General features: G+C 52.5%; 2 protein-coding genes. Both read left to right on the forward strand.

Features of this window, described 5'->3' with window-relative positions; translation table 11 throughout:
• The first annotated feature begins 150 nt into the window (after positions 1 to 150).
• Positions 151 to 1,503 carry a hypothetical protein gene (locus tag Q0482_RS02195; protein ID WP_299142779.1) on the forward strand — a complete coding sequence of 451 codons (1,353 nt, stop codon included), beginning with the start codon at positions 151 to 153 and terminating at the stop codon, positions 1,501 to 1,503.
• Between the two features lie 90 nt (positions 1,504 to 1,593).
• Positions 1,594 to 1,957 (forward strand): hypothetical protein (locus tag Q0482_RS02200; RefSeq protein WP_299142782.1); only part of this gene is annotated, 364 nt, incomplete at its 3' end.

Raw genomic sequence — 1,957 nt, forward strand, 5'->3', positions numbered from 1 at the left:
GCGGTAATCCCCGATACTATGTTTATTTCTATCTAACCACAGTATACAGGTAAATTCCACGATGCTACAAATGTGAGGTCACTTCATATTATCTAGCTCACCAGCTCACTAGTCCACCAGTACACTATCCCAATATATGTGGTAAGATAGATGAAGAAAAACGAGGTGGTTATAATGGCTTACAGGGAAGCGGAGCTGCTTGCCATGGTGGAGAGGGATGCAGAGCATCCGGATCTCCTTTTTACGAAGGATTATATAGAAAAAGATGGCATCACATCCGATACGGGGAAGGCCTATGAGGAAGTGGTGCGGTCCTGGCTTTTGTCTCATACGGACAAGATTCAGAAGACTGATCATAACTGGTCCATGTACCGGACGGTGGTGAAGAAGGCGTCGGAGGACGGCAGCCGGCAGACCATGGCGGTGCTTTCCCAGGGGAATTTTGCCAGGGGCTCGGCGCTGGATATGGAAATCGTGCTGAAGGACAGCCGGGCAGAGGTGTGGGGCCGGTTTCCCCTTGCCTCCATGGACAGGACAGGACGGATGCTCACTTTGTATGATATGAGGCCGGAGGCGGAGGAGGAAAAGCCTCTTTGCCGGATGCTTCGTCTGTGGTCCTGGAAGGAGTCGCTGAACCGGCTTACAGTGGCGAAGGCTCTTGGCCGGGAGGCGCCCTTTATGCTGAAAGCGGCGGTGCTTATTACAGGCGCGTCCAATGAAAGGTACGGCGCCGGGAAAAGCCGGGTTTCTACGGAACTCTCGCGGCTGGGCGTCCTTCTGGGGGTGTCTTCTTTCTATCTGTTCCACGGTACCCACCTGTTTCCTGTGAATCGGGGGCTTCCTCTCTATGGCCAATATACCAGAGGGGAGCTGCTCTCCCTGATTGAAAGGGACAGCGCCCATCCGGAGACCCTTTACCAGAAGGAATACGTAAACCGCATGGGGGTGACGTGGGACACGGAGGAGCCTTACTGCAAGGTGCTGGGAGAATGGCTTCTGGCTCACCGTGAAATGTGGATGACCCTGCCCCGGGGCATGTACCGCCGGGTGGAAGGGGTTCGGGCAGAGAAAATTCTGAAAAACGACCTGTGGGCCCGGGTGCGGAAGCAGAAGGTGCTGCCGCCTTTCGGAAGCGTGCTTCCGGATGATCTGGTCTTTCTGGGAAGCCGTTTTCAGCAGACCGGACGGCCTGTGATGATGCTGGCCGATGAGGCCGGCGACAGCCGTTTCCTGGTGCGGCTGCTGGAAATACCGGAAACCTCGGATACCCTTCTGGGAGCGGTGCTCCGCTCCTTTACCCATCTTGTGATGGTGGACGGTGACAGGCTTTTGAAAGAATTGAAACTTTCCAAAGAGTCTTCCATAGAGAGCCGGATTCTTCTGGAAGAAGAAAATCCGCAGACCGACCGTTTCCTGCGGGATCTGCCATGCCTTTCAGAGCTTATGAAGGCCATGGGCGTGGGACTGGCCATGGTGGAAAGAGGCTATGAAGCTCTGTGGTGATTTTTGCCAGGACGGTAAAAATCATTTATAATAAAGAATCATAATCAACTGTTCGAACAGGTTTATTTCCCGAGGGAGAAGGAGACATTCATGGGATTTTTTGATAAGGGACATGAAAAAGAGAGCCCTATCGGCAATTTGAGAGCACATATCGGCACTTTCATGTACTTCGTGAAGGTGGGCAAGTCCAAGTTCAAGCATAAGGGCAGGGTGGGAGAAATCTTTGCGGATATGGACAATACCCAGTACCTTTTCCAGCAGGCCACCAGCGGCACCATGTATGACATGAAGAAGAAGCTGGACTACACCCTCTGGGATGCGGCTACCCACAAATATACAGAGGATATCCAAAGCCTGAAGGACGAGCTTCTGAAGGCGGTGGATGAGGGTGAAGAAAGCGGAGAGTTTGAAGAGGAGAAGAAAGAAAAGGAAATCGAAGAAAAGAAGAAAGAAG

This window comes from uncultured Dialister sp. (assembly GCF_937959425.1).
GTDB lineage: Bacteria > Bacillota > Negativicutes > Veillonellales > Dialisteraceae > Dialister.